The organism is Gluconacetobacter sacchari (genome assembly GCF_014174255.1).
Lineage (GTDB): Bacteria > Pseudomonadota > Alphaproteobacteria > Acetobacterales > Acetobacteraceae > Gluconacetobacter > Gluconacetobacter sacchari.
In genome coordinates, this window is the sequence record NZ_JABEQJ010000006.1 from 52,614 (window position 1) to 72,810 (window position 20,197).

A 20,197-nucleotide genomic window follows, 5' to 3' on the forward strand; every position below is an offset into this window, starting at 1 on the left:
TTCCATCGCGTGTCTGTTTCCAGCGAGGTGCCATGAGCGACGATCTCGAAACCCTGCGGCGGGAGACGCTGGCCGCGCTGGCCGCCGCCGGCGACCGGCGGGAATGGGATGCCGTGCGCGTGGGCACGCTGGGCAGGTCGGGCCGGCTGACCGGGCTGCTGAAGGAACTGGGCCGGATGTCGCCCGACGAACGCAAGCTGCGCGGCGGGGCGCTGAACCGGCTGCGCGACGATCTGTCGCGCGCCATCGAGGAGCGGGGCGCGGAGATCGAGGCCGCGATCCTGAATGCGCGCCTCGCCTCGGAGCGGGTGGACGTGACGTTGCCCGCCCGCCCGGAAGCGCAGGGGGCGATCCATCCGATCAGCCGCACCATGGAGGAGATGACCGCCATTTTCGGCGCCATGGGCTTCAAGGTCGCCGAGGGGCCCGATATCGAGACCGACTGGCATAATTTCTCGGCGCTCAATACGCCCGACCATCATCCGGCGCGCACCGACCAGGATACGTTCTATCTGCCGGCCGAGGCGGGCAGTCCGCGCGAGCGCGTGCTGCGCACCCAGACGTCGGGCGTGCAGATCCGCACCATGCTGGGCGAGGCGCCGCCGATCCGCGTCATCGTGCCCGGGCGGACCTATCGCGCCGACCATGACGCCACCCATTCGCCGATGTTCCATCAGTGCGAGGGGCTGGTGATCGACCGGGGGATCACGCTGGCGCATCTGAAAGGGTGCCTGATCGATTTCCTGCGTGCCTATTTCGGCCAGCCCAGCCTGCCGGTGCGCTTCCGGGCCTCGTATTTCCCGTTCACCGAGCCGTCGATGGAGGTCGATATCGGCTGGTCGCGCAGGACCGGCGAGATCGGCGGCGGCGGCGACTGGCTGGAGGTCCTGGGCTCGGGCATGGTGCATCCGCGCGTGCTGGCCAATTGCGGGCTGGACCCGCGCGAATGGCAGGGCTTTGCCTTCGGGATGGGGATCGAGCGGCTGACGATGCTGCGTCACGGCATTCCGGACCTGCGTTCGTTCTATGAGAGCGACGTGCGCTGGCTGCGCCATTACGGCAGCAGCCCGCTGTCCCCGGCCCTGCTGCATGAAGGTCTGTGATCGATGAAGTTCACCCTGTCCTGGCTGCGCGACCATCTGAACACCGATGCCACGGTCGATGAGATCTGCGCCAAGCTGAACACGATCGGGCTGGAGGTGGAGGGGATCGAGGACCCCGGCGCCAGGCTGGCCCCCTTTCGCACCGCGCGCATCGTCGAGGCCGTTCAGCACCCCAATGCCGACCGGCTGCGCGTGTGCCGCGTCGATGCCGGGCCGGGCTTCGAGGAGGTGCAGGTGGTGTGCGGCGCGCCCAACGCGCGGACCGGGCTGCCGGTGATCTTCGCCCCGCCGGGGTCCTGGATTCCGGGGTTGGACATCGTCATCAAGGCCGGGTCGATCCGCGGCGAGGCCAGCGGGGGCATGCTGTGCTCGCTGCGCGAACTGGGGCTGGGCGCGGACCATGAGGGCATCGCCGAATTGCCCGAGGGCACCGCGACCGGCCAGTCCTATGCCGATTTCGCCGGGTTGAACGATCCGGTGGTCGAGATCGCGGTGACGCCGAACCGGGGCGACGCGCTGGCGGTGCGCGGGATTGCCCGCGACCTGGCGGCGGCGGGGCTGGGCCATCTGCGGCCCTGGCTGGCCGAGACGGTCGAGGGGACCTTCGAGTCGCCGATCGTGTGGGCCAATGATTTTCCCGAAGCCTGTCCGTGGGTGCTGGGGCGGACCATTCGCGGCGTACGCAATGGGCCGAGCCCGGACTGGTTGCAGAAGCGGCTGCGGGCGATCGGGCTGCGGCCGATTTCGGCGCTGGTCGATATCACCAATTTCTTCGCCTTCGATCTGGGACGGCCGCTGCATGTGTTCGATGCCGACCGGGTGACCGGCGGGCGGTTGACCCTCTGTCGGGGAGCGGGGGAGCGCTTTCGCGCGCTGGACGGGCGGGATGTCGTGGTGTCGCCCGAGGATTGCGTGATCGCCGACGCGGCCGGCGTGCAGTCGCTGGCCGGCATCATGGGCGGCGAGGCCACGGGGGCCACTGACGGGACCACGAGCGTGTTCGTGGAATGCGCGCTGTTCGACCCGGTGCGGATCGCGTTGAGTGGCCGGCGGCTGGGGCTGCATTCCGACGCGCGGCACCGGTTCGAGCGCGGGGTGGACCAGGCGTTGCCGGTGGCGGCGCTGGAAGCGGCGACGCGGATGATCATCGAACTGTGCGGCGGCGAGGCCAGCGAAGTGGTCTCGGCCGGCGAGGCGCCGGCGTGGCAGCGCGAGGCGCATCTGCGCTTCGCGCGGATTGCCGGACTGGGCGGGCTGGACGTGCCGGCGGATGACGCCGTGGCCTCGCTGGAGGCGCTGGGCTTTGAAGTGCGCGCGCGCGACGAGGCGCGCGTGGTGGTGGATGTGCCGCCGTGGCGCAATGACATTGCCATGAAGATGGTGCTGGACCAGGCGCCGGACCTGCCGGCCGAGCGTGCGCGCATGGCCGCCGAGGGCGCCCTGGCCGTGGATTCGGAGTGCGACCTGATCGAGGAGGTGCTGCGGCTGCGCGGGCTGGATTCGATTCCGCCGGTGTCGCTGCCGCCGCTGTCCGCCGTGCCGCGCCCCGCCCTGACGCCGCGCCAGACGCGGACGGCGACCGCGCGGCGGGTGCTGGCGGCGCGGGGGCTGATGGAAACGGTGGCCTATTCCTTTGCCGGGCAGGAAGCGTGCGCGCGCTTTGGCGCGGTACCGGAAAGCCTGCGCCTGCTGAACCCGATCGCCGCCGACCTGGACCAGATGCGCCCGACGCCGCTGGTCAATCTGCTGGCGGCCGTCGAGCGGAATGCGGCGCGCGGTTATCCCGACCTGGGGCTGTTCGAGGTCGGGGCGGGTTTCTCGGACGCCGGGCAGAGCCAGATTGCCGCCGCCCTGCGCGGCGGCCATGCGCCGCGCTTTCCCGGCCGCGCGGCGGAGCCGGTCGATCTGTGGGATGTGAAGGCCGACGCGATGGCGGTTCTGGCCGCGCTGGGTGCGCCGGTCGAGGGGATCAGCGTGACGGCGGATGCGCCGGGCCATTATCATCCCGGCCGTTCCGGCGTGCTGCGGCAGGGGCCGAAGATCGTGCTGGGCGTGTTCGGGCAGTTGCATCCGGCCCTGCTGGCCGGGCGCGGGCTGGACCGGCCGGTGGTGGGGTTCGAACTGTTCCTTGACGCGGTTCCCGAGCCCAAGCGGCGACGGCGGGCGGCGCCCGAACTGTCGCCGTTCCAGCCGGTGCATCGCGATTTCGCGTTTGTCGTCGGGCGGGATGTGGCGGCCGAGACCGTGCTGCGCGCGGCGCGGGGGGCCGAGCGGACGCTGATTTCCGGCGTGCGGCTGTTCGATGTCTATGAAGGCGACAAGGTGCCCGAGGGCAGCAGGTCGCTGGGTGTCGAGGTGACGTTGCAGCCCCTCACGGCCAGCCTGACCGATGCCGAGATCGACGCCGTGTCCGCCGCCGTGGTGGCGGCGGTGCAGAAGGCGTGCGGCGCGAGCCTGCGGGGGGACGGCTAGCCCCCATGGCGGACGCCGCGCACGGGCGGACGGTCTGGCTGCTGGCCGGCGAGGCGAGCGGCGACGTGCTGGGCGCGCGCCTGATGACGGCGCTGCGTCGGCGTGACCCGGCGCTGCGCTTCGCCGGGGTCGGCGGTGTGCGGATGGAGGCGGCGGGACTGCGCAGCCTGTTTCCGCTGCGCGACCTGGCGGTGATGGGGCTGGTGGAGGTGCTGCCCCGGCTGCGGCATCTGTCGCGCCGGCTGGACCAGGCGGTCGCGGACATCGCGGCGACGCGGCCGGACCTGGTGGTGACGATCGACAGTCCGGGCTTTACCCTGCGGCTGCTGCGCCGCATCGCCGATCTGGGCATTCCGCGCGCGCATTATGTCGCGCCGCAGGTCTGGGCGTGGCGGGAGCATCGGGTGCGGGAATTTCCCGGCCTGTGGGACCGGCTGCTGTGCCTGTTGCCGTTCGAGCCCGGGTTTTTCGGCCGGCATGGGCTCGATGCCCGTTTCGTCGGCCATCCGGTGCTGCAATCCGGGGTCGATCGGGGGGATGGCGCGGCGTTCCGCGCGCGTCATGGCATTGCGCCGGAGACGCCGGTGCTGATCCTGATGCCGGGCAGCCGCCGGTCGGAGGCACCGCGCCTGCTGCCAGTGCTGGGGCGGACGCTGCGCATCCTGATGGCGACCTGTCCGGGGATCGTGCCGGTGGTGCCGGTGTCGCCCGTGGTGGCGGACATGGTGCGGCGGGGGGTGGCCGACTGGCCCGTGCGGCCGATCGTGGTGACCGACCTGGCGGAAAAGCACGATGCCTTCGCGGCGGCGGGGGCGGCGCTGACCAAATCGGGGACCTCGACCCTGGAACTGGCACTGGCCGGGGTGCCGATGGCCGTGACCTATCGCGTCAACCCGATCACGGCGGCGCTGGCGCGGCGGCTGATCCGCGTGCCTTATGTCGCCATGGTCAATCTGCTGGCCGGGCATCGGCTGGTGCCGGAACTGTTGCAGGAACGCTGCCGGCCGGACCTGCTGGCGGAAACCGTGCATCGGCTGTTGACCGACGGGTGCAGTGCCGACCTGCAACGGGCGGGTTTTCGTGCCATCGCGGCCGGGCTGGCCGCGCCGGAGGGGGAGCCGGATGACGCGGCGGCGGCTGAGTTGATGGCGGTGCTGGACGGGATCCGCGTCGGGTAGGCGGGGGATCGGGTTACTGCCCCTGTCCTGGTCCCGGTCCGGCGCGCAGCATGGTGGCGATGGTTTCGAACGGTTCGAGAGAGAAGACGAGTTCGATCGGGACGTCGAAGACGCGGGCGATCTTCATCGCCAGTTCCAGGCTGGGTGGGTAGTCGCCCCGTTCCAGGAAGCCGATCGTCTGGGGATTGACGTCCAGACGTTCCGCGAGGGTTTTTCGCGTCCAGCCCCGCTCGGCCCTGAACATGCCGATCCGGTTGAAGATGCCCAAGGATGGGGTTGCGCGCGGGCGATGACGGCGCGCAGCCGGGGCGGGCGACGAAATCGGTCGGTCCATGATCTGCTGTCCCTGTTCCGCTGTTCTGAGCGGACAAGTCTAGACCATGCGGGTCTTCTATTATCTTGCTGTATTATAACGGTTTTTATGGGGATATCGGTCGCGCCTGTCCGGTTGTGGACGAACTGTCCGGAACCGGACGGCCGGGCGGAAGCGTCAAGCCGGGGCGTGCGCGTTACCGTCCTGCCGAGTCGGCTGGTGCCGGGGGCGCGCCCTGGACCGTGCTGTGCAGGGCCGTGAAGGCCGAGTGGAGCGTGTAGACGCCCAGCCCGAGGGTCATCACGAGCAGGATGGCGAGAAAGACGCGCTTGCCGGCGGGCGAGGGGTCGGGCGTGGTCATGGGGTGAACCTGCGTGGATGGGGCGGGAAAAGACGGTCAGCCGCGCCCGTACAGCGTGTCGGCGGCGACCAGCGGCGCGCTGGTCTCGACCAGTCCTTCGGGGCGCATGGCGTTGAAGAAGCAGCTTCGGCGGCCGGTATGGCAGGCGACGCCGGTCTGGTCGACCAGCAGCAGCACCGCGTCGCGGTCGCAGTCCAGGCGGGCCTCGACCAGCGTCTGCACCTGGCCGGAGGTCTCGCCCTTGCGCCACAGGGCGTTGCGGCTGCGCGAGTAGTAGCAGACGCGGCCGGTGCGCAGCGTTTCGTCGAGCGCCGCGCGGTTCATCCAGGCCAGCATCAGGACCTCGCCCGTGTCGTGCTGCTGGGCGATGGCGGCGACCAGGCCGGTGGCGTCGAAACGCACGGTGTCGAGCATGCCGGCGCGGGTGGCGGCGTCCGGCGCGATGCAGGGGGCGGTGGTGTCGGTCATGGCGGCACAACACTCCATGGCGCCGCGCCTGTCCAGCGGGCGCGGTGTAATCCGGTCAGTCCCCTGGCGCGTCGGCTTCCGACAGGGGGAGCCAGGCTGGGATGTGGACCTGCACCGAATGGCCGTCTTCCGTGGTCAGTTCGCCGCTGCGGTGGGCGAGACGCACCATCGCCAGGCCCTGGCCGTCGCGGGACGAGGCCATGTGTCCGGCCTCCTTCCCGGCCTGGAGCAGGGGGGTGCCGGGCGGCGGCAGGGCGGTGCCGGAGACCGGCAGCAGCTTGCGCTTGACCAGGCCGCGATAGCGGGTGCGGGCGGTGAGTTCCTGGCCCATATAGCAGCCCTTGGTCCAGGAAATGCCGTTCAGCGCCTCGAAATTGGCTTCCAGCAGCAGGGTCTTGCCTTCCTCGCAGTCACGCGAGCCGTCGGGCAGGCCCAGCGCCAGGCGGTGGGCGTCGTAGGCGGCGTGGTCGGCCGCGCCTTCCGCCGGGCGCGGCAGCAGCAGCCGCCAGCCGGCTTCGGCCAGGCGCGGATCGGGGGCGCCGATGGTGGAATCGAGCATCGGGGGCACCGCGCCCCAGGCGGCGTGGACGGCGAATCCGGTCTCGTCGATCGAGACGTCGGAGCGCAGGCGGTAGCGCAGCAGGCGCTGGCGCAGCATGGCGGCCTGGGCGGCCTCGCACTCCAGCAGCAGGCGCGTGCCGTCCGGGTCGGCGAACAGGAAGAAATCGGCCACCCACCGGCCCTGCGCCGTCAGCAGCGCGGCCCAGACCGCGTGGCCGGGGGCGACGGCCGTGACATCGTTGGAGACCAGTCCCTGGAGGAAACTGTGCCGGTCGAGCCCGGAGAGGGCCAGCACGGCCCGGTCCGGAAGGTGGGCGAGATGTGTCGGGTCAACCATGGTGTCTGATCCTATAGCCCGGGAATGGCGTGGGGCCTATCGCGTTCGAACGGAATGGATGTGGGGGCAGGCACGGCGTTGGTGGAGAGGGCGATTTCGCCGGGCCGGGCGATGGGCTAGTCTGGCGCCGCATGCGGATCCTGTTCATTACCTCCACACGGCTGGGCGACGCGGTGCTGTCCACCGGATTGCTGGCTGTCCTGCTGGCCCGCTATCCGCGGGCACGCTTTACCATCGCCTGCGGGCCGGTGGCGGCCGGGTTGTTCGAGGCGATGCCCGGGCGCGAGCGCACCATCGTCGTGACCAAGCGCAGATATGACCTGCACTGGCTCTCGCTGTGGCGCGCCTGTGTGGGGGTGCGGTGGGACCTGTGCGTGGATTTGCGGGGCTCGGCGGTGACGCTGTTTCTGGCGGCGCGGCGGCGGGCGATCATGCGCGGCGGGCGGCGGCAGGGGGCGCGGGTGGCGCATCTGGGCGCGGTGCTGGGCCTGTCGCCGCCGCCGTTGCCGGTGATGTGGATGGCGGCGGCCGACCGGGCGCTGGCCCAGGCGATGCTGCCCGACGGGCCGGTCTGGCTGGCGCTGGCGCCGACGGCGAACTGGGCGGGCAAGGTGTGGCCCGCCGCGCATTTCGTCGCGCTGGCGCGGGCGTTGCGGGCGTTGCGGCCGGAGATGCGCGTCGTGATCCTGTACGGCCCCGGCGAGGCCGAGCGGCGGATGGCCGCGCCCGTGCTCGCGGCCATGCCCGATGCGGTCGATGCGGGCGGGGGGCTTGCCCTGCCGCAGGTGGCCGCGCTGCTGGCACGATGCGGGGGGTTCATCGGCAATGATTCGGGGCTGATGCATCTGTCGGCGGCGGTCGGCACGCCGACGCTGGGGGTGTTCGGGCCCAGCCGGATGTCGGAATACGGGCCGGTCGGGCGGTGCGCGCGGGGGATCGCGGCACCGGGGCCGGAAGGCAGCGCCCCGATCGCCGGGCTGGAGGTCGCGCCGGTGGTCGCGGCGGCCGTCGATCTGCTGGGGTGGAGGGCGTGAGGACCGTTCTGGTCTATCGCGACCGGTTGCTGCCGCCCTCGGAGCAGGCCTTCATGCGGCGGCAATATATCGGGTTCCGCAGCCTGCGGCCCTGCTGGGTCGGCTGCCGGCGGGACGCGGCGGCGCCCGATCTGCCCGGCGACGTGCGGTTTCTCGGTGGCAGCGGGCCGTTGCGGCCGCTGCGTCGGGCGGCGTTCAGGCAGTTCGGCTGGGGGGCGGCGGGCGCGGTCGCCGATCTGTCGCCGGTGCTGGTGCATGCCCAGTTCGGGCGGGGCGGCGCGCTGGCGCTGCCGATGGCCCGGGCGCTGGGCGTGCCGCTGGTCGTGACCTTTCATGGTGGTGATGCCTTCAAGGACCGGCATTATCGCCGGGGGGCGGTGCCGTCCATCTTCCGCCGCAGGTGGCGGGCATTGCAGGAATATGCATCGCTGTTCGTCTGTGTGTCCGAGGGGGTGCGCGACAAGCTGCTGGAGCGGGGGGTGCGGCCCGGCCTGCTGGAAGTGATCCCGATCGGGGTGGAGCCGGCCGCGCCCGCCGTCGGGCCGGCCGAGCAGTTCGTGTTCGCCGGGCGGTTCGTCGACAAGAAGGGGGTATCGACGCTGATCGATGCGCTGCGGGTGCTGGCGGGGCGCGGACTGGTGCCGCCGGTGGTGCTGGCGGGTGACGGGCCGCTGCTGGGCGCGATGCGGGATTATGCCGCCGGGCTGGAGAACGTGCGTTTTACCGGCTGGCTGGCGGCCGCGGACCTGGCGGCGCGGATGGACCGGGCGATCGCGTTGCTGGTGCCCAGCGTGGTCTCGGCCGGCGGTGATCGCGAGGGATTGCCCAGCGTGGCGGTGGAGGCGATGGCGCGCGGGGTGCCGGTGATCGGCTCCGACCAGTCGGGGCTTGAGGGCGTGCTGGAAGGCTCGGGGGCGGGGATCGTGGTGCCGGCCGCCGACCCGGTGGCGCTGGCCGATGCGATGGCGGCGATGCTGGCCCCCGGAGCCCGCGACGGGATGGCGGGGGCCGCGTTGAAGGTGGTACGGGAGGCGCTGAGCGCCCCCGTGCAGTCCGCGCGGCTGGAGGCGCGGTTGCTGTCGTTTCTGTAGAGATCATTTCACTGCCGCGAGAGCCTGATCGAGCCGATAATTGCTATGTCGGATTCGTTCGATTGCTGGATCAAAGGCGGCCTCGATTTCCTCGCGTATCTGTGTTCTGTCCATCAATTTCCCTCCCGGCAGATCCACAGCTCCACCAGCATGCCCGATTACCTGAAGATTGGGCCGGGAAGATTGAAACGATGTCGTCGGATCTCACAAAACGATCTATGTCGGGCAAGAACCTGCAAGTCATGTCGGGCGCGGATGGTATCACAAGCAGGCCCTTGGCGTGTTTTCGAAAGTCGTTGCAGTGCGTCGGCCCTGGAAGGGTGGCGAGATGGTCAGGCGTGCTGGAGAATTGCCCAATTATCGAGGTCGACACGGACCTATCGATGATCTCGCCATAAATTCGGTCGGCAGGATGACGGACCGCGTGCCGGGCCCGAGTAACAGTTCGACGGCCGTCCGCCCCTTTTCTTCCCCGGATTGTTTCAGCGAGGCGAGTCCGGCTTGGGCGGCCATCGGTATGTCGTCGAAGCCGAGGACCGACAGATCGTCGGGAACGGTCCGGCCCAGCGCGCCTGCTTCACCCACCATCCCGATGCCGATACGGTCGCTCATGGCCAGGACGGCCGTCATCTTCGGGTCGGCGCCGAGAAGGGCGCGGAGGGCTTCCGCGCCGGCCCGCTCGGAGTTCTGGGCGACTTCCCAGATGTGTATTTCCTCCGGCCGCACACCGGCCTCGTAGAGTTCCGCAAGGTAGCCCGCCAAGCGAGCGGCAACGATCGCATAGGTGGCACTCGCCCGGCGGTCGCTGTTCACCCAACCCGTATAGCTATCGCTGTGCGACTTGAGCGACGCTATGCCGAAACGCCGGTGCCCGAGGCGCAAAAGTTCCCGGGCGCCGACCCGACCGGCATTATGATCGTCGATGCCGACAAAAGAACGTCCTTCGAGCAAGGGCTGATCGATCACCACGGTCGGAATATCGGCATTACGAGCCGAATGGATATATCGACTGTCGGAGTCGAGCGAATACATGATGTATCCATCGACTGGCCGGCTTCCAAGCGACAGCCCGGTACTTCTCTCGAGATGAAATGCATCGTTCTGCTCCGGCATCAGCGTCAGATCGAGCTTATGCGCGCGACACCCTAAAGCGACACCATGCATCACAGCCAGTGCCATAGGGTCGCTGAAGCCGTAAGGCAGATCCTCGCTGAACACCAGACCGATGGCCCCATAACGGCCCGTACGAAGCTGATTGCTGGCGGCGTTCGGGCCAGCATACCCCATAAGACGCGCTGCATGGAGAATGCGCTCACGAAGAGCCGGAGACAGTTCATCGGGTCGACTGAACGCGTTCGAGACCGACGTGTGAGAAATGCCGAGCGCTGCGGCGATGTCCTTGATCGTCACACGTGCGGGTTTCGTTCTCTGTCGCGGCGTCTGGGTCACGAAATGAGGATCGCGCTTGCGTATATCATCATCGATCATAAACCCGATCACGATTTCGACACAATCACTCTTTGATACTTGCACGTGAAAGTTACGTGGAGTTTAATAACTGCTCCGACACCGCGCCGTGTCGACAGAACGCCCTGGGCTTTTCAATTAAGGTCGCCTGTGCGCCAGATCGCTTCTCCGTGCATCTCGAGAGTCAGGCGCATCACAGAAAATACTGTGACTTTTCTTGTATTTCTCTTCGTCTTCTCCATTCCCGTCTTTGGCGAACGCGCATGCGCCCAGGCGGTCCCGACATCGGCTTTCGATGACAATCCAAGGGAACTGGCAAATCTGGAATTCAACTATCAGCCCACCGCATTGTTCATGGATCCGTCGCGCTTCAGGACCTGGCTGAAAAACTGGGGTCTCGCCCCGTCAATCGACACCGAAAACGAGTTCGGCGGCAACGTGGGTGGCGGCATCACCCGCAGCGTCGACAACACGGGCCAGATGGGCTGGGGCCTCGACGTCGACTGGGCCAAACTGGCCGGTATCCGGGGGCTTTCGACCCATTTCGTGTCCGTCACGCGATACGGGACCTCGGCCGCCTGGGGATTCGGCGACACGCTCAATCCCAGCCAGCAGGTCTATGGCGGCGGCGGCAACGTCGCCTTCCACATGGCACTGTTCTACTTCGAGCAAAAGGCGTTTCATGATCGTCTCGACGTCTTCCTCGGGCGCATCGGGCTGCTCAACAATTTCGATGCCTCACCACTGAACTGCCAGTTCATCAACAACACGCTTTGCGGCATCCCGAAGACGCCGACCGACATCAGTATCAACAGTTCCTATCCGAAGGCCGTCTGGGGACTGCGCGCGAGCTACGCGCTGATGTCCTCTCTTCTGATCAACACGGGCGTGTATGCCGACGTGCGTGCTAACAACCTGAGCGGCTGGAACTGGACGCTGGCGGAAACGCCGGGTGTCGGCGTCCCGGCGGAACTCGAATATCACACCAGCTTCGGAGCCCAACATCTGAACGGCCGGGTAAAGCTCGGCATGTCCTACCAGACCGCCACGGTGCCGGACGTGCTGCGCGATGCGCAAAACGATGTGTTCGTCACATCGGGTCGGCCGCCCCGTCAGGATCACCCTTACCCGGATAGCTGGTTCGTCTATGACCAGATGCTGTTGCGTAACGCCCCGGGGGACGATCAGGGGCTGATGCTGATGCTCCGGTTCAATCATAACGATCCGAACATTGCCCGCCGCGCCGAACAATACGTCATTGGTTTCGTCGACAATCATTTCTGGAAGTCCCGCCCGAAGGACAGTTTTGGCGTCATTTTCAGTGCGACGTCGATCAGCGGCAAGTGGGGGCGCGCGCAAGGCGCGGCGCTCGCCGCCGGACTGAGGCCCCCGCTCGGCTACAAGGACCAGATCCACCCGGGCATTCCCTACCAAGTGCAGCGCTTCGCCCAGGTCGTAGAGGCGACGTACCACTTCGACGTCGGTCACGGCATCCTCGTCGCCCCCGACGTCCAGTACTTCGTCCATCCGAACGCCCAGCGGAACATCCCGAACGCGACGTTCTTGGGGCTGCGGGTCCATGTGCAGATTTTCTGATGACGGTCGCCAACCGAATAGCAACGAGAGGCTATAATCATGACATTCCGATCATTCCGCGCCATCGCCATGACGGGAACGATGCTCGCCATGCCGGCTTTCGGCGTTGCCCAGGGTGCGGCGCCGCGAGGTAACGACGTCACCATCGGCGCTCACGGAAGCCAGGACAATTATCGGATCTCCACCCGCTCTTCGGAACTGCTCCAGGTCGCGCGCGGGACGACCATCATCGACGTGTCAGCGCTCCCGAACGGCATATTCCGGATCCGGATCGGCCGGAACAGCGCATTGCCGGAAGACGCATCCTGGGCCGTGACACCGGAAACTCGTGCTCAGCACGCGGAATTGCGCCCGTCGGACGACGACACAAGCCTTGGCGTCTCGACCGACGCGGGCCGGGTCTCGATTGATCGTGCGACGGGCGCGATCACAGTCCGGGACCGCAACGGCGCCACGATCCTGACCGATGTCGATGCGCCCTATGTTGCCGGTAAGACCGGCTTTCGACTTGTAAAAAAAATGACGCCGGGCCTGCATGTCTTCGGACTGGGCGATAAGATGGCGCCCCTCGATCGCCGTGGATACGTCTGGCAAAACTGGAATACGGACTCCTACCCTTTCCAGGAACGTCAGGATCCACTCTACAAGGATATTCCGTTCTTCATCGGCTTCGACAAAGGGCGGGCCTACGGCGTGTTCATGGACAATACCTGGAGGTCGGTTTTCGACTTTGGCGTCGCCAATCCGGAGGAGATGTCCTTTGGCGCCGATGGGGGCGCCATTGATTATTACGTCATGACGGGGCCCACACCCAAGGATGTGGTCAAGCAGTATGCCCGACTGACGGGCGTGCCGCCGCTCGTGCCGCGCTGGACGTTCGGATTCCAGCAGTCTCGTTATTCCTATCCGGACGATGCGGCGATCCGGTCGATCGCGAAGCGGCTTCGGCACGATCGTATTCCGGCGGACGTCTTGTGGTTCGATATCGATTTTCAGGACCGGCATCGCCCGTTCACGGTCGATACAAAGGCTTTCCCGAACTTCTCCGGTCTAATGGCCGATTTGCACAAGCAGAACTTCAAGACCGTGGTGATCACGGACCTGCATATCGCTGCCGCCCCCAATCAAGGATACGCGCCCTACGACAAGGGAATCGCGAGCGATGTCTTCCTCCACAACCCTGATGGTTCGCGTTTCGTGGGGCCCGTCTGGCCAGGTCCGGCACTATTTCCGGACTTTACCGACCAGAAGGCACGCGAATACTGGGGAACTCTTTACAACGAGTTCTACGTCAAGGACGCGATTGACGGGTTCTGGAACGACATGAATGAGCCTTCCGTGTTCATTCCGATCAAGACGATGCCGAACGACGTGGTACACCGCATTGACGAGCCCGGTTTTCAGACCCGCACGGCGACGCATGCCGAGATGCACAACGTTTACGGCATGGAAAACGGCCGTGCGACCTACGAGGCGCAGATCCGGCTCAAACCCGATCAGCGACCTTTCGTCATGATGCGCGCGTCCTATGCCGGTGGACAACGCTATTCCACGACATGGACCGGCGACACCACGTCGAGCTGGAATCATATGCGTCTCGCGACGCCGATGCTCCTTAGCTTGGGCCTGAGCGGCTTCGCCTATGCAGGGGACAATCTTGGTGGCTTCGCCCTGTCGCCGCCGCCCGACCTGCTGACGAAATGGCTCGAGATCGGGATGTTCAACCCGATCGCCGAAGACCATTCGGACAAGGGGACCCGCATGCAGGAGCCTTGGGTGGATGGGAAGGCGCAGGAGGATATCCGCCGCCGATACATCGAGGATCGCTACAAGCTGCTGCCCTATATCTATACGATCGCCGAGGAAGCCAGCCGCACCGGCATCCCGATGATGCGTCCGCTGTTTCTCGAATTTCCCACCGCGGCCGGCGGTCAGGTTCTGGATCTTCAGAATCCGAGCGAGTTCATGTGGGGCCCTGACATCTTGGTCGCACCGCAGGTCATGCCGGACACGGTGGATAAGTATAAGGTCATTCTTCCGCCCGGGTCCTGGTACGACTACTGGACAGGCGGTTTGATCGAAAATATGGACACCGCCCAGGCGACCGGCAATAGCGGCATTCAAACCGCCATCGTCGACGATCCCGCCGTCGCGCCGCATATGCTGATGGTCGCCCCGCAGCTCGACACCGTGCCGGTCTATGTTCGCGGGGGCAGCATCATCCCCCGACAGCCCCTGACGCAAAGCACGAGCGAGACCCCGAAGGGCGCGCTTCAGCTTGCCGTCTATACCGCGCCCGAGATGGGCGGAGATCTTTATACCGACGATGGCACGACGTTCGACTATCGCAAGGGTGGTTTCTTCCGGCAGCACTTCTCCGGACGCTCGTCGGGAGACCGGGTCACGCTCACATTGGAAGCGCCTGAAGGCCGGTACAAGCCTTGGTGGCAGACGATCGACGTCACCATGTTCGGGGTGAGGACGTCCAGCACGCCGACGATCAACGGGGCCCAGGTCTCGAAACTGCGTTACGACAGGGCCCAGAGGCGTCTGCGCTTCACGATCCCCTATTCGTCTCGCGCGACGACGATGACCGTTTCGCTCGACCGATAGACCACGGTTCGTAAGTGCGTTGCCCCGGCGACTCGATTGCAGGAGCAGCTCCACCGAACATCGATTCAGCGCCGTGACAGGGTGGGCGCCCTGTGATTCACCCTTTCCATGGATCGAGTTCCATGGAAAGGCCGGGTGATGTCTCGAGCGTCTGCTGACGGACTTCGGAAACGGGTTCTGGTGGAGGAGGCATCCGGCATGGCGGCGCGGGCCGCGGTTCAGCGCAGGGCTCAGGACGCTCATCGCGAACGCGGAGGTCTCGGCGCGCCCGGGTTCCAACCGGTTCAAGGTGCTCTTGTCCGCCTGGGTCGCCAGAACCGGTCATGCCGAAGATGATCATGGTCGACCAGATCGTCATGGCCAGCACAATCCCCGCCACGCGCTGGAGCACAGGAGAATGGATGTCGGTTCTGGCGAACGCGCTATGTCAGCCCGGACGGACGGTGTCGTGCGGGCCCGTGGATGGATCTGAAGCATCATTCGGTCTTTCTGCAACCGGAATAAAACCATGGAGCGTAACGCGGTATCGCCCACGCTACGCCATCCCAAGGACGTCTCGCAACCTGACAGCTAGCCTCTAAAGATGCCAGTTGAGCGTCATGCCGATCAGGCGTGGCGGCATGAGATAGATCTGATCCAGTGTCGGCGCCCCGTTGAGATAGCCCATGGTCACGCCCCGCGACTGATTGAGGTTGTTGACGTAGAGGCTGATGGACGAGTTGCCGATGGCACTGTGGAAACGGCCGGTGACGCGGATATCGACCGTGTTGTAGTTGCCGATCCTGAAGCTGTTGCCCATCAGACCCGGCGCGCTGCCCTGGTAATGATGCACCACCGAAAATTGCGGATGCAGCGGCAGGCTTTCGCTCTGGTAGGTCAGGACCTCGCTGAACTGCCATTTCGGGCTGGAGGCCAGTTGCGTTCCCTTGGCGATGATATTGCCCAGGCCGCCATCGATGCTCTGCGTCGTATGGGCGTCGGTATAGGTCGCGTTGGCGTTCAGGCTGAGGCCGGGAAGCGGGGTCAGCCATGTTCCGGAAAATTCGAAGCCCCGGCTGACGGCGTTGCCGACATTCGCCCCGTAGGTAATGCCGTCGGGCCGCGCCAGGCGGGCCTGCATGTTGCTCCAGTCGATCCAGTATAAGGTCGGTTCCAGGACCAGGTGGCTGTGGAGCAGGGTCAGGCGGGTGCCGACCTCGTAATTGATCAGGCTGTCGGACTTCGTTCCCTGGGGGGTCGGGTATTTCGGATTGACCGGATTGGTATTGGGCGCGCCGAACCGGTAGCCTTCGGAGAGCTGGAAATAGGCCATGATCTGGCGGTTCGGTTCGTATTTGAAGGAGAATTTCGGCAGGGCGCTGGTCTGCGAGACGAAGCCTGCCCCGCGATGATACAGCGTGCCATAATCCAGATACGCGCCATAGCCGCCGAGCTGGCTGGAGGAGTTCTGTGCCATGTTGAACACGCGCGCGCCACCGGTGACGGTGAAGTCCTTCAGGAAACGCCAGGACATTTCACCGGAGATGGATTTTTCCGTTCCGTCGTACTTGGCCATGTCCGGATTTTCCCAGTCATCGCCGTTCCTGACCATCTGCTGGGCCAGCGCCGGGCCGTAGATGCCGGCCAGGGCGGGTTCGATGCCCGGTGTCAGGACGGGCGCGCTGATGCGTTTCCAACTGTCGTAATAGGCCGCGCCGATCAGCCAGGTGAAGGGCCGGTGCTGATGCGATGTGAGCCGGACCTCGTAATACATCGACTTGCTGTCGCCCTCCTGCGGGGCGTAGGTCGGGCTGTGCAGGCCGGGGACGAACGACCCGAAGAAGGGGGTGTCATCCCAGTAGCTGCTTTGCCCCTTGCGCAGGAAGGCCGCCATGGCCGACAGCGTTGCGAACGGCAGGTCCTGATCCAGCCGGAGTTCGTGCATCTGGGTCTGGGTATAGACGCGCTCGGTCGTCAGGCGCTGCTTGACGTAATTGCCCAGTGCCTGCGGCTCGGAATAGGGGTCGTCCGACACCTGGACGCTCTGGCCCAGATAGGTGTAGGCGAGCTTCGTGCCCTCGAACGGCGTGAAGACGATGCTGGCCCGCGCGTTGCGCGTATAGGTGGTGTTGGTGTTGCGGCCGATGCCCAGATTGGTGATGTAGCCCGGGTCCTGCCTGTAGTCGAGCACGCCGCGGATGGCGAGTTTTCCCTTGATGACGGGTATGTTGATCATCCCCTTCTCGCCATACCCGACTTCATGGCCCGGCATGCCGTCGATCGTGGATTGCGCGGCGGCATCCAGTTTGGAACCGTCCGCCTGGTTGGGGATGTAGTCGATGGCGCCGCCGAGCGTTGCCGAGCCGAACAGGGTGCTCTGTGGGCCGCGCAGTGCCTCGACGCGGGCGACGTCGAACGTGTCGATATTGGGAATGTCGATGGCGAATCCGGGCTCGGTCAGGGGAATGTCATTCAGGAAATAGCCTGTCGTGCCCTGGCCCTGATCGAGCCCCGCCGTGGTGGAGATGCCGCGGAAGGTGATGGTGGAGATACCCGGCACCGTGGGGGTGAAGGTCGCGCCGGGAACCAGCTTGATATAATCCTCGTAGGACTGGGCGCCGAGCTGTTCGAGTTTCCTGCCGCTCAGGACCGTTACCGAATCCGCGACGTCGTGCGTCGTGGTGCGCCGGCGCGTGGCGGAGACGGTGATGGCCTCGCCCGGTGCTTCCTTTTCGTCGACCGCCGGCTGCGGCGCCTGGCTTGGTGCTGCCCTGGCGGGCGCGGACGCGGGATGGTGCGCGGTCTTCGACGCCCCGGGGGGCGGCTGCCGGGGGCGGCTGCCGGGGGCCGATTGGGCGGCGGCGGCCTGGGTGAGAGCCAGCATGGCGGCGCCCGAGGTGAGGAGGCCGCGCCTCAGAGAGAGGATGGTGCGTGTTTTCATGGAGTTCTTTTCCGTCAGGGACGCGATTGCGGATGGGGGCTCATGGCGCGGCGCGGATGCCCGGAGAGGCATCTGGCGCTGCGCTTGAAAGGCCCGATCCGGGCCTCTTTCGTCATCGCGGTCCGCTCCCGTTACATTCCATGTAAGAAACGTAATGAAAACGGGCCGTCGCTGTCTTCTTCGTGAGGGCCAACAGCCGTCTTGAAAGGGCCAGGCGCGACGGGCGCGGGCGATGGCGGCGAGCAGGACGGTGGCGGGGGGTCAGTTCAGGGAGGCGCATTCCCTGTTCGGCGATGAAGAAAAGGATGGCCCCGGCCTCATCGGTGAGGCTTTCGACGGGCGACGCGTGCGGCCCGGTCGCGAGGCGCGGGCCATATGACGCGATGGGACGCCTGAACCTGAAGCGGGGCCGATATACGGCATTTTGAATTGCCTGTCCGAGGTCGACTGCATCAGGGATAGCGGCGGATACGGATCACATGCCGGTGCGAAAGGGAAGTGGAGCCCATGGATATCGACCTGATTGCGGCCCTGCGCGCGCGGCTGGGCGAGGAGCAGGTTTCGACCGCCGAGGCCGTGCGCGAGCAGCACAGCCATGGCGAGGGCCATCACGCGCCCAGCATGCCCGGTGCGGTGGTGTTCGCGCGGAGCACGGACGACGTGGCGCTGACCCTGGCGCTGTGCAACGACCATGGGGTGCCGCTGGCCGCCTTCGGCGCCGGGACGTCGCTGGAAGGGCATGTCAATCCGCCCGAGGGGGGGATCAGCCTCGACCTGTCGCGGATGACGGATGTGCTGTCGGTCAATCCGCAGGACATGGATTGCCGGGTGCAGGCGGGGATCACCCGCCAGTCGCTGAACCATATGCTGCGCGATACCGGGCTGTTCTTTCCCGTCGATCCGGGTGGTGAGGCGACCATCGGCGGCATGTGCGCCACCCGGGCCTCGGGCACCGCGGCGGTGCGCTATGGCACGATCCGCGAGAATGTGCTGGGGCTGACGGTCGTGCTGGCCGATGGACGGGTGATGCGCACCGGCGGGCGGGTGCGCAAATCCTCGACCGGATATGACCTGACCCATCTGCTGATCGGCTCGGAGGGCACGCTGGGGGTGATTACGGAGGTCCAGTTGCGGCTGCATCCGATTCCCGAAACCATCGCCGCCGCCGTCGTGCAGTTCGAGACCCTGTCGGATGCCGTGTCGACCGCCATCGACATCCTGCAATTCGGCGTGCCGATCGGGCGGGTCGAGTTGCTGGACGATGTGCAGATGGATGCCAGCATTCGCTATTCCGGCCTGACGGGGCTGCGTACGCTGCCGACGCTGTTCCTGGAGTTCGTCGGCGGTTCGGAGGCGGTGCGCGAGCAGATCGGCGTGGTGGAGGCCATCGCGGCCGATCGCGGGGGACTGGGCTTCGACTGGCATACCGACCCGGACCAGCGGGCGGCGTTGTGGCGGGCCCGCCACCATGCCTACTGGGCCTGCCTGGCCTATCGCCCCGGATATCGGGCCATGACCACCGATGCGATCGTGCCGATTTCGGCGCTGACGGAGCTGGTGACGGGAGTGAAGGCGGATATCGTGGCGTCCGGCCTGACCGCGCCCATCGTCGGGCATGTGGGCGACGGCAATTTCCATACGGTCATCCTGGTGCCGCCGACGCCCGATGCGCTGGAGCAGGCCTGGGCGCTGGACCGGAAGATCGTGCGCCGGGCGCTGGCGCTCGGCGGGTCGTGCAGCGGCGAGCACGGGATCGGGCTGGGCAAGCGCGCCTTCATGGCTGAGGAGCACGATCCGGTGGCGCTGGAGATGATGCGCGCGCTCAAGCGGACGATGGACCCGGGGAATATCCTCAATCCGGGGAAGATGCTGTAGGTTTCCGCATTTTACTCCAGGCCGTCATCCTCCGTGGTCTCGACCTCCCACACCCCGTCGATTTCGCTGAGTTTCTCGACCAGGCGGGAGATGGGGCGCTTGCCCTTGACCTGCATGAACAGGGTCACGGCCGACGGGCGCTGGTCGGAGGGGTGGGTGCTCAGCCTCACCTGTTCGATGGCGAAGCGGCACCGGGTGCAGCAGAGCAGGATCGCGCGCAGCAGGCCGCGCCCGTCCTCGTAGACCAGGCGCAGGACCGTGCCGTTCTTTCTGCTGGCGGGCAGGCGGCTGATGATCTTGGGGAAGCCGAACATGATCACGAAATGGCCGATGGTGGTGGCGATGGCGAGGGCCGGCAGGCCGGCTCCGCAGGCCATGCCGAGCGCGGCGGTCAGCCACACCGAGGCCGCCGTGGTCAGGCCGCGCACGATGTCGCGCCGCATGAAGATGACGCCGCCACCGATGAAGCCGATGCCCGAGACAACCTGGGCCGCGATGCGCGACGGGTCCACCACCACCTGCGGGCGCAGCACGTCGTTGAAGCCGTATTTCGAGACCAGCATGAACAGGGCGGCGGCCACGCCCACCAGCGTGTAGGTTCGCACGCCGGCGCTCTTCTGCCTGATCTCGCGTTCGACGCCGATCAGGGCCGACAGGACGAAGGCGAGGGCCAGTTCTCCAAGCTGGAGCCAGCCCTGGCCGTTGAATGCGCCCATGCGCGCCTCCCGATACGGACCATGAAGATCCTGGCATCGGCAGCCTAGTGCGCCGGAGGCACGGGGTCGAGCGTCGTCCGGTCTTGCCGCGC

General features: G+C 66.6%; 15 protein-coding genes and 1 pseudogene. 8 read left to right on the plus strand and 8 right to left on the minus strand.

Going from position 1 to position 20,197, the window contains the following annotated elements:
- Positions 1-32: 32 nt before the first annotated feature.
- From pheS to lpxB, 3 genes are read left to right on the plus strand one after another with little or no spacing between them, the layout of a single operon-like run.
- The gene (gene pheS, locus HLH48_RS06335) at positions 33-1,103 is read left to right on the plus strand and encodes a phenylalanine--tRNA ligase subunit alpha (RefSeq protein ID WP_182996657.1); all 1,071 of its coding nucleotides are present in this window, start codon (positions 33-35) and stop codon (positions 1,101-1,103) included.
- Between the two features lie 3 nt (positions 1,104-1,106).
- Positions 1,107-3,575 carry a phenylalanine--tRNA ligase subunit beta gene (gene pheT / locus HLH48_RS06340; protein ID WP_182996658.1) on the plus strand — a complete coding sequence of 823 codons (2,469 nt, stop codon included), beginning with the start codon at positions 1,107-1,109 and terminating at the stop codon, positions 3,573-3,575.
- A 5-nt stretch (positions 3,576-3,580) separates the two neighbouring features.
- A complete protein-coding gene (gene lpxB / locus HLH48_RS06345; protein WP_182996659.1) occupies positions 3,581-4,753 on the plus strand; it encodes a lipid-A-disaccharide synthase in 1,173 nt (390 codons plus the stop codon).
- A gap of 13 nt (positions 4,754-4,766) precedes the next feature.
- On the opposite strand, the gene HLH48_RS06350 is transcribed toward lpxB, so the two are convergent.
- The 4 genes from HLH48_RS06350 to ygfZ form a co-directional block, all read right to left on the minus strand.
- A complete protein-coding gene (locus HLH48_RS06350; RefSeq protein WP_182996660.1) occupies positions 4,767-5,087 on the minus strand; it encodes a helix-turn-helix transcriptional regulator in 321 nt (106 codons plus the stop codon).
- Positions 5,088-5,262: 175 nt separating this feature from the next.
- Positions 5,263-5,427 carry a hypothetical protein gene (locus HLH48_RS06355; RefSeq protein WP_182996661.1) on the minus strand — a complete coding sequence of 55 codons (165 nt, stop codon included), beginning with the start codon at positions 5,425-5,427 and terminating at the stop codon, positions 5,263-5,265.
- Between the two features lie 36 nt (positions 5,428-5,463).
- Positions 5,464-5,895, minus strand: coding sequence for a phosphoribosyl-AMP cyclohydrolase (hisI, locus tag HLH48_RS06360; RefSeq protein ID WP_182996662.1), 432 nt, complete (start codon positions 5,893-5,895; stop codon positions 5,464-5,466).
- A 55-nt stretch (positions 5,896-5,950) separates the two neighbouring features.
- Positions 5,951-6,793 (minus strand): CAF17-like 4Fe-4S cluster assembly/insertion protein YgfZ, encoded by an 843-nt coding sequence (gene ygfZ, locus HLH48_RS06365; protein WP_182996663.1) that lies wholly within the window; start codon positions 6,791-6,793, stop codon positions 5,951-5,953.
- Between the two features lie 131 nt (positions 6,794-6,924).
- On the opposite strand from ygfZ, the gene HLH48_RS06370 reads away from it, so the two are divergent.
- Both HLH48_RS06370 and HLH48_RS06375 read left to right on the plus strand, forming a co-directional pair.
- Positions 6,925-7,827 (plus strand): glycosyltransferase family 9 protein, encoded by a 903-nt coding sequence (locus HLH48_RS06370; RefSeq protein ID WP_182996664.1) that lies wholly within the window; start codon positions 6,925-6,927, stop codon positions 7,825-7,827.
- Complete coding sequence (locus tag HLH48_RS06375) at positions 7,824-8,918, plus strand: glycosyltransferase (RefSeq protein WP_182996665.1); 1,095 nt, start codon at positions 7,824-7,826, stop codon at positions 8,916-8,918. Before HLH48_RS06370 ends, HLH48_RS06375 begins: the two co-directional genes overlap by 4 nt.
- Before the next feature lie 3 nt (positions 8,919-8,921).
- On the opposite strand, the pseudogene HLH48_RS06380 reads toward HLH48_RS06375, so the two are convergent.
- Together HLH48_RS06380 and HLH48_RS06385 are read right to left on the minus strand one after the other, a co-directional pair.
- Positions 8,922-9,029 (minus strand): annotated as a pseudogene (locus tag HLH48_RS06380) (IS481 family transposase); the annotation flags it as partial.
- A gap of 246 nt (positions 9,030-9,275) precedes the next feature.
- Positions 9,276-10,406: a LacI family DNA-binding transcriptional regulator gene (locus HLH48_RS06385; protein WP_182996666.1), complete on the minus strand. Its 1,131-nt coding sequence runs from the start codon at positions 10,404-10,406 to the stop codon at positions 9,276-9,278.
- A 186-nt stretch (positions 10,407-10,592) separates the two neighbouring features.
- Here HLH48_RS06385 and HLH48_RS06390 point away from each other — a divergent pair, with 186 nt between their 5' ends.
- Together HLH48_RS06390 and HLH48_RS06395 are read left to right on the plus strand one after the other, a co-directional pair.
- Positions 10,593-11,981 (plus strand): carbohydrate porin, encoded by a 1,389-nt coding sequence (locus HLH48_RS06390; protein WP_182996667.1) that lies wholly within the window; start codon positions 10,593-10,595, stop codon positions 11,979-11,981.
- Positions 11,982-12,020: 39 nt separating this feature from the next.
- The gene (locus HLH48_RS06395) at positions 12,021-14,594 is read left to right on the plus strand and encodes a glycoside hydrolase family 31 protein (RefSeq protein WP_182996668.1); all 2,574 of its coding nucleotides are present in this window, start codon (positions 12,021-12,023) and stop codon (positions 14,592-14,594) included.
- Between the two features lie 577 nt (positions 14,595-15,171).
- On the opposite strand, the gene HLH48_RS06400 is transcribed toward HLH48_RS06395, so the two are convergent.
- The gene (locus HLH48_RS06400; protein ID WP_182996669.1) at positions 15,172-17,514 is read right to left on the minus strand and encodes a TonB-dependent receptor; all 2,343 of its coding nucleotides are present in this window, start codon (positions 17,512-17,514) and stop codon (positions 15,172-15,174) included.
- Between the two features lie 507 nt (positions 17,515-18,021).
- Here HLH48_RS06400 and HLH48_RS06405 point away from each other — a divergent pair.
- A complete protein-coding gene (locus HLH48_RS06405; protein ID WP_182996670.1) occupies positions 18,022-19,389 on the plus strand; it encodes an FAD-binding oxidoreductase in 1,368 nt (455 codons plus the stop codon).
- 11 nt (positions 19,390-19,400) lie between these two features.
- On the opposite strand, the gene HLH48_RS06410 is transcribed toward HLH48_RS06405, so the two are convergent.
- Complete coding sequence (locus HLH48_RS06410; RefSeq protein ID WP_182996671.1) at positions 19,401-20,105, minus strand: MgtC/SapB family protein; 705 nt, start codon at positions 20,103-20,105, stop codon at positions 19,401-19,403.
- Between the last annotated feature and the right edge of the window lie 92 nt (positions 20,106-20,197).